This window comes from Sphingobium sp. (assembly GCF_049304695.1).
Taxonomy (GTDB): domain Bacteria; phylum Pseudomonadota; class Alphaproteobacteria; order Sphingomonadales; family Sphingomonadaceae; genus Sphingobium.
In genome coordinates, this window is record NZ_JBAQOK010000042.1 from 1 (window position 1) to 7,318 (window position 7,318).

Consider the following 7,318-nt stretch of genomic DNA (forward strand, 5'->3'; position numbering starts at 1 on the left):
AAGCCAGGGGAACCGATGTTCCCCCCGGTGCTTGAGGCTAAACAGGTTGACGCGGGATGGAGCAGCCCGGTAGCTCGTCAGGCTCATAACCTGAAGGTCGTAGGTTCAAATCCTACTCCCGCAACCAAAAACATAAGTATCAAGCCGTTCCGGATCATCCCGGAGCGGTTTTTTTTATCCCTTTTTTGGCGGATTTGCGCCGTTTCCTGAGATCGCAACGAGGATCACCAGAGCGCGGCAAATCCCAGGACGTCGATTTGCATTTGGGGGTATTTTCTGGGGTAATCGCCTGCGTCCAGCAGGAGATACCCCCATGCCCCTCAAGGAGCTCGAGGTTCGTTACGCAACGAAGCGTTCGAAGGATTATAAGCTGGCAGATGGCCAAGGCCTTTATCTGCTGGTCCGTCCTACCGGCTCGCGCCTTTGGCGCATGAAATATCGGTTCGACGGTAAAGAGAAGCTGCTTTCGTTCGGACGCTATCCTGAGGTTACTCTCGCACAGGCACGTCTGCGTCGCGCCGAGGCCAGGCTCGCCCTTGCCAGGGGCGAAGATCCCGGACCCAAGGCGGCAGCGCCGATCGTCAGCTTTGAGGTTGCCGCACGGGCCTGGCATGACAATCGGGTGAGCGCGCTGGAGCCTCGCCATGCAGCACGCATCCTTTCGCGTCTGGAGCGGGACGTGTTTCCTGTGCTGGGGCAGCGCGATCTCCAGCAGATCTCGGCCGCCGATATATTGGAGATGCTCCGGGCGGTCGAGGCGCGCGGGGCGCTCGATGTAAGCCGCCGGCTGCGGCAGCATGTCAGCCAGATCTATCTGTTCGCCATCCCGCAGGGCTGGGCCAGCCATGACCCGGCTGCCGGACTGGCTACCCTGCTGCGCCCCAAGCCACGGGTGCGCCATATGCCGCGCGTCGGGGTAGGGGAATTGCCTGCGCTCGTGAGGGCGATCCACGCCTATGATGGTGACGAAAATCCCCGGCGCCGGGCGGTGACGCGCGATGCTCTGATGTTCACGCTACTGACATGGGCGCGGACCAATGAGACGCGGCTTGCCACCTGGGAAGAATTTGAGGGGCTGGATGGCTCTGCCCCAATCTGGCGGGTGCCTGCTGAGCGTATGAAGATGGAACGGGAACATATCGTGCCGCTTTCGCGCCAAACTGTAGATTTGCTCAAGGCGGTGCGGATCTACAGCCCCGGCCACTACGTGTTTGCAGGCGACAAGCCCTCATCACCCATATCCCAGAATACGATGATCTATGGCTGCTATCGCATGGGGTATCGCGGACGACAGACGGTGCATGGGTTTAGGGGCATCGCTTCGACCTGGGCGAACGAAGCGGAATGCTATCGGCCTGACTGGATCGAGATGGCCCTTGCTCATGCCGATCGCGATGAGGTGCGTGGCGCATACAACAGCGCCCTCTATCTCACGCCGCGCCGGCGCATGTTGCAGCAATGGGCGGATTATGTGTTCAGCATGATCGAGGTGCCGCAAAAGGCTGACGCACCCGGTCGATCAATCAGTCTTTAGTAGGTGTTCGCTCATTATCCCCACGCTCTTTTTGTCAGGTGGGTTTGACCATCTTCTAAACGCGGGCAGGGCGCGGTGCCTTGGCAGGGCCAGGCTCACCGCGCGCGGCTTGCAGCTCAGGCCAATCTTGTGGGCGAGCTCCTTGCGCTGCGCGGTTATAGCTGTCGATCCGTCATCGACCCTTTGTCGCCATTTAGGCGCGTATTTTCGATCCCCAGATGCAGACCGACAGCTTTTCCATTACGTTCAATTGAGATTGGCCGATGGGCGTATGACGATTGGCGTTGTGATGTAGAGTTACCGCAAGCGGCAAGGCAGAATTTACCGACCCTACTGCGCTGAACGCTGGACCGGAAGGCGATGCGTTGCGGTTGATTACGTTACGGTCGAACGATCAGTTCAACACGACGATCTATTGCCATTCCTACCGATTGCGCAGGCTGGACGGCGAGCGAACGGTGCTGCTGGTGTCGCAGGCCGAAATTGCGCGGCAGGGCCTTAGCGAAGGCCAACGGGTAACGCTGGAGACTGCGATGGAACACGATCGGCGACGGGCCGTGACCGGACTGAAGGTCGTTGCCTATGATTTGCCGGACGGTTGCGTGGCAGGCTATTTTCCTGAACTCAATCCGCTGGTGCCGCTATCGCTGCGCGACCTGCTTTCGGACACGCTCGCCAGCAAGGCGATCCCAGTCAGGATCGAAGCCTGACCGGGACCCCGGTTCATTTCACCGCTTGAGCGCCCCCGGCGAACGGGCAGCCGTTGATCCGAACGCGGAAATCCGACGAATGCTTGTAGGCGCGGCGGCGCGCGCGGTTGATCCCGCCCAGCGGCTGATGGTCTGCCAGCGCATTCCATGGTGAAAAGTGCATGGTCTCGTCGATGCGCTGCACTTTCTCGTCGGACCAGCTGTCCTGCGGTTCGACGCGCAAGGTTGCCACCTGGACAAACGGTGCATCCTCTTCCTTCCACTCAACGCTGGCATCCTCGATCGGCTGTTTTTCGAGATTGCGAGCAAGCTGAACCTCGAACGCCCATTCGCCGGTGAGAGTGGCAGCATCCTGGCGGATCGTTTCGCGCAGACCATCGGGGCGGCCCGATGTTTCGATGATCGTGTCGGTAAGGGCCGTAAGCGCGGGTGAAAGTGGACGCAGGCGGAACTTGGCAACGTGATCGCCATAGCGGAACGGTACGGTGCTGAAATAGGTCTCGCCCAGTGGGTGGACCTGGGGCGACCCACCCATGCCGGCCAGCGCCTTCGATTCAAGGCCGACTGTACCGAGTACCGAGTTGATGAACCCCAGCACCGTCGACAGCGCCACCTTTGCGCCCTCGGCGCGGTCCGTTGTGGCGGCAAGGAACTTGAGCTTGCCTGCGAACTTGTCCGGCGTGGGCACGGCAAAGACCGGCCCGTTGACCATAAGGAAGTCCTGCCCATCGCCTTCCACGCCTGGAAGCCATTCACCCGACACACGCTCAACCTTCAGTGCGATGCCACGCGGAAGCACGACGTTGTCGTCGAGAATATCGCCGGGATTGGTCGAAATACGCAAAGCTGCGGGATAAGTGCCGGGGTTGGCGAACAGGCCCTGCGCAAGTTCGGGCGGCAGATTGCTGTCTACCGTGAATGTGCCTTCAAACAGGCCATGCGCCTTGGCATGAACTGCGCGAACCGCGTGGCCATAATCCTCGGCAGTGGTCTCCAGAATGTGGTCGAACGACTTTTCGAGGCTGGCATCCGTCTCTGCCTCATCGGGCTGTGGTTGTTCGAGATCGGTGCGGTAGCGAAGCGGAGAATCAATCATGGGGCGCCTTTCAGGCTGGCGACACAAAGGCGTCGGGTAGGAGGGGGATGATCTTGTCGAGTGTGAGCGGGAAGCTGCGCACGCGCACGCCGCAGGCGTTGTAGACGGCGTTGGCAATGGCACCTGCCGCGCCGCAAATGCCCAGCTCGCCCACACCTTTGGCCTGCAGCGGGCTGGCGGCGGCATCGCGCTCTTCCAGCAGGATCACTTCGAGCGCGGGCACATCGGCATGGACCGGCACGTGGTATTCGGCGAGATCGTGGTTGACGAGGTGGCCATCGCGCACGTCGAAGACCAGTTCTTCAGTCAGCGCGCTGCCGATGCCCCATACCATCCCGCCAAGGCATTGCGAACGCGCGGTCTTGGTATTGAGTACGCGACCAAACCCGAAAGCGCCCGTCATGCGGCGCACGCGCACCTCGCCGGTGAAAGCGTGCACACCGACTTCCGCAAAGAAAGCGCCATAGCTGGCTTGCGAGAAATCCTTGGAGGTCCTTCCCGGCTTGATCGAGCCGATCTCGGCAATGTCCTTTCCGTCGAGGAGATCGACGAGCGAACGCATTTGCCCGCCGTGGCTTGCCGCGCCATCCCTGATCTCCAGCGCGTCGCCATCGCAGTCCATCTGCTTGCCCAGTTTCTTTCGGATCGCCTCGCAAGCGCGCATAACGGCAGAGCCAGTCGAAATCGCGCCGAAGCTTCCGCCCGATCCGGCGCCCGGTGGCAGGGTAGTATCACCCAAGACGACCTCCACTTTGCTGACCGGCAGGCCGAGCATTTCGCCCGCGATCTGACCGAAGATGGCGTAAGAGCCCGTACCAATGTCAGTCTGATCAGTTTCGACCAGCGCGGTTCCATCTGCCTTGAGTGTAACTCGGGCCTCGGCGGGGATCACCATGTTGACGCGGGCCGCGCTCGCCACACCCATGCCGATCCACCAGTCGCCCTCGCGCGTCTGGCAAGGTTTGGGCTGGCGCTTTTCCCACCCGAACTGTGCAGCGCCCTGTTCCAGAGCCTCAACCAGCATCCGTGAGGAATAGGGTGTCCCTTGAACCGGCACTTTGGCTGGAAGGTTGCGCTTTCTCAGTTCAACGGGATCGATGCCGACCTTTTCGGCAAGTTCATCCATCGCCGCTTCCAATACCTGCATGCCCACGGCTTCGCCCGGAGCGCGGACGGAGCCTGCCGTCATGCGGCAGATCCGGGCGACTTCAACCTTGAGCAACCGGTTTTCACCGCCATACAGGAATTCGGTCGCCTGGGTGACCGGCTCGGCAAAGTCCTCGTCCGGCAGGTTGGAGACATAGGCTTCGTGTCCGAGGCCGATAAGCTTGCCCGCCGCATCTGCGGCTAGACGCACACGCTGGCGCGTTTCAGAACGGCGCATAACGGTCTGGAATACCTGCTGGCGGGTCATTACCACGCGGACCGGGCGGCCCAGTTCCTTCGCCGCAATTGCTGCTGCCACGGCTTCATGCGTGATGCCCAGCTTTGAGCCGAAACCGCCGCCGACATATGGCGCAATAATTCGGACCTTCTTGGGCGAAATCGACAGGCAATCGGCGATCTCTTTCACATTAAAGGCCAGCATTTGATAGCTGCCGCGCAGGATCAGTTGATCTTCCTGCCACTCGGCAATCGTCGCGTGCGGCTCCATCGCGGCACTGGCGTGCCCGGGGGTATCATACTCGACATCAATGCTGAACGCGGCATCGCGCATCGCCTGATCCAGATCGCCACCTTTGACCGGCTTGCTGTCTGACGGCGTTTCCACCTTGGCATCCGGGCTTTCCGGGTCGAAAGGCACCGGATCTGCGGCGGCATTGTACTCAACCTTGAGGACAAGCGCGGCATCGCGGGCCTGCTCAAAGGTTTCGGCTACGACCAGCGCGACAGGCTGTGCAAAGTAGTCGACTGTCTGGACATCCTGCGCCGGTGCCTTGCCCGCCGTGCCCTGCGTGGAACGTCGAACCATGGCCTTGTGGGCAAGCACGGCCAACACGCCGGACATTGTCATCACTTTGTCGCTATGGATGGTCTTGACCGTGCCTTGCGGGACGTCTGCCAGCACCAGCACGCCTTCGACGCAGCCTTCAATCTTCCACTCGGCGGAGTAAGTGGCCGTGCCGCTGACCTTGAGCGGTCCTTCCGGGCGATCGAGCGGCTTGCCGATCACGCCCTGCTTCATCGTGTCGAGCAGATTGCGCTCGTCGGGCGTGTTGTACATGTCGGCCAAAGTCATGCGCATGGGTCAGGCCCTTCCGGTTCGGGTGGCTTCGTTCAGCGTGGCGGCCAGAGCGCGCGCGACGAGCGGGATCTTGAAATCGTTCTTACCAAAGCCTTGTGCGTCCATGAGCAGGACTTCGGCCGCTTTTGCGAAGAGTGCGGGATTTGGCGTTTCCCCAATCAGCACTTGCTCAACCGCCGGATCCCGCCATGGCACCGTGCCAAGGCCACCGAACGCCAGCGCGCAGCGGGCGATGCGCCCCTCTTCCATCGTCAGGTCCAATGCCAAGGACACAAGTGCGAACGCATAGGATGCGCGATCACGCACCTTCCGGTAAATCTGCACCCCGCCTGTGGGGGCAGGCAGCCGCACACCCGTTATGAGTTCGCCCGCTTCAAGCACGTTGTCGCGCGAAGGGTCGTCACCGGGTGTACGATGAAATGCCGCAATCGGGATCTCACGCGCGCCTGCTGCACCTTCGACGAGAACAACTGCGTCAAGCGCAAGCATGGCAATGGCCATGTCGCCTGGATAAGTCGCGATGCATGAGTCGCTCGTGCCAAGCACGGCATGAATGCGGTTGAAGCCATTGCGCGCTGCGCAGCCCGATCCGGGATCGCGTTTATTGCACGCCTGGGTGGTATCGTAGAAATAGCCGCAGCGGGTGCGTTGGCAAAGATTGCCGCCGGTGGTAGCACGGTTGCGCAGTTGCGGGCTGGCACCGGCGAGGATCGCTTTCGCCAGGAGCGGCCAGTTTCCCCGCACGCGCATGTCGGCCGCACAATCGGCATTGGTGACAAGGGCGCCGATGTTCAGCCCCTCACCGTCAGCCGTGATGTCACCAAGCTCGGTGCGGCGGAGCGAAATGACCCGGTCCGGCGCTACGACTTGCAACTTCATCAGATCGACCAGATTGGTGCCGCCAGCGATGGCCACTCCACCCTGTTTCAACGAATGGAGCGCGCCTTTGACCGACGTGGCATGGTCCAGAACAAACGCCTTCATGCTGATGCTCCCTGCCGGTTTGCGTCCAGCGAAATAACCTCTTCCAGCGCAGCAATGATGTTGGAATAGGCACCGCAGCGACACAGATTGCCGCTCATCCGCTCGCGCAGTTCCTCAGGTGTCGGAGATGGCCGTGTGGTTAAGTCGTCCGTCTCTGCGCTCGCCCATCCTTCGGCAAGCTCCTGCAGCATGGCTTTAGCCGAACAGATCTGCCCCGGTGTGCAATATCCGCACTGGAAGCCGTCGTGCGTCACAAACGCACGTTGAAGGACTGAGAGGTCGTCAGCGGCTCCGATGGCCTCGATCGTTTCGATCCGGTCACCCTCATGCAACTGCGCCAGCGAAAGGCAGGAATTTATCCGCCGTCCGTCGACCAAAACCGTGCAGGCACCGCACTGTCCGTGATCACAACCCTTCTTGGTGCCGGTCAGCCTAAGGTCTTCGCGTAGCCATTCGAGTAGCGTCCGCCGCGGATCTGAAGGTAGTGGTTTGGAAACACCGTTCACGATGGCCACGGCAATACTTGAACTCATGTCTGCTGAACACCTTGTCGCTTGAACTGCGATTTGGGAACGCACAGACTGGCGCAATGATCCTGCTGCTTATGGCTTTATCACCTTCGGGTGTGGATCGGCGTGCAAAAAGGACCCCGTTAGCGGGGTGATCGGCGTCTAAAAGGGACCCCTCATTTCGATGGTTTAAGCAGCCGGCTGGATTTTCAGGCGGCGAGATCGGGATGTTGGTTTTGG

6 protein-coding genes and 1 tRNA gene are annotated in these 7,318 nt (G+C 60.9%); 3 read left to right on the forward strand and 4 right to left on the reverse strand.

What is annotated here, in order from left to right; translation table 11 throughout:
• Window positions 1-50: 50 nt before the first annotated feature.
• The 3 genes from WA070_RS06160 to WA070_RS06170 all read left to right on the forward strand — a co-directional run bounded on the left by WA070_RS06160 (window position 51) and on the right by WA070_RS06170 (window position 2,244).
• Window positions 51-127, forward strand: a tRNA-Met gene (locus WA070_RS06160).
• Between the two features lie 186 nt (window positions 128-313).
• Complete coding sequence (locus WA070_RS06165; protein WP_422633250.1) at window positions 314-1,534, forward strand: tyrosine-type recombinase/integrase; 1,221 nt, start codon at window positions 314-316, stop codon at window positions 1,532-1,534.
• Between the two features lie 365 nt (window positions 1,535-1,899).
• Window positions 1,900-2,244: a hypothetical protein gene (locus WA070_RS06170; protein WP_422633251.1), complete on the forward strand. Its 345-nt coding sequence runs from the start codon at window positions 1,900-1,902 to the stop codon at window positions 2,242-2,244.
• A 13-nt stretch (window positions 2,245-2,257) separates the two neighbouring features.
• On the opposite strand, the gene WA070_RS06175 is transcribed toward WA070_RS06170, so the two are convergent.
• Genes WA070_RS06175 through WA070_RS06190 form a run of 4 tightly spaced genes read right to left on the reverse strand, consistent with a single transcriptional unit; the run spans window position 2,258 to window position 7,102 of the window.
• Window positions 2,258-3,340 carry a catalase family protein gene (locus tag WA070_RS06175; protein ID WP_422633252.1) on the reverse strand — a complete coding sequence of 361 codons (1,083 nt, stop codon included), beginning with the start codon at window positions 3,338-3,340 and terminating at the stop codon, window positions 2,258-2,260.
• Window positions 3,341-3,350: 10 nt separating this feature from the next.
• Complete coding sequence (locus WA070_RS06180; protein WP_422633253.1) at window positions 3,351-5,585, reverse strand: molybdopterin cofactor-binding domain-containing protein; 2,235 nt, start codon at window positions 5,583-5,585, stop codon at window positions 3,351-3,353.
• 3 nt (window positions 5,586-5,588) lie between these two features.
• Window positions 5,589-6,569, reverse strand: a complete 981-nt coding sequence (locus WA070_RS06185; protein WP_422633254.1) for an FAD binding domain-containing protein — start codon at window positions 6,567-6,569, stop codon at window positions 5,589-5,591.
• On the reverse strand, window positions 6,566-7,102 hold the full coding sequence (locus tag WA070_RS06190; RefSeq protein WP_422633255.1) for a 2Fe-2S iron-sulfur cluster-binding protein: 537 nt from the start codon (window positions 7,100-7,102) through the stop codon (window positions 6,566-6,568). The genes WA070_RS06185 and WA070_RS06190 overlap by 4 nt, the downstream gene beginning before the upstream one ends.
• Window positions 7,103-7,318 lie beyond the last annotated feature (216 nt).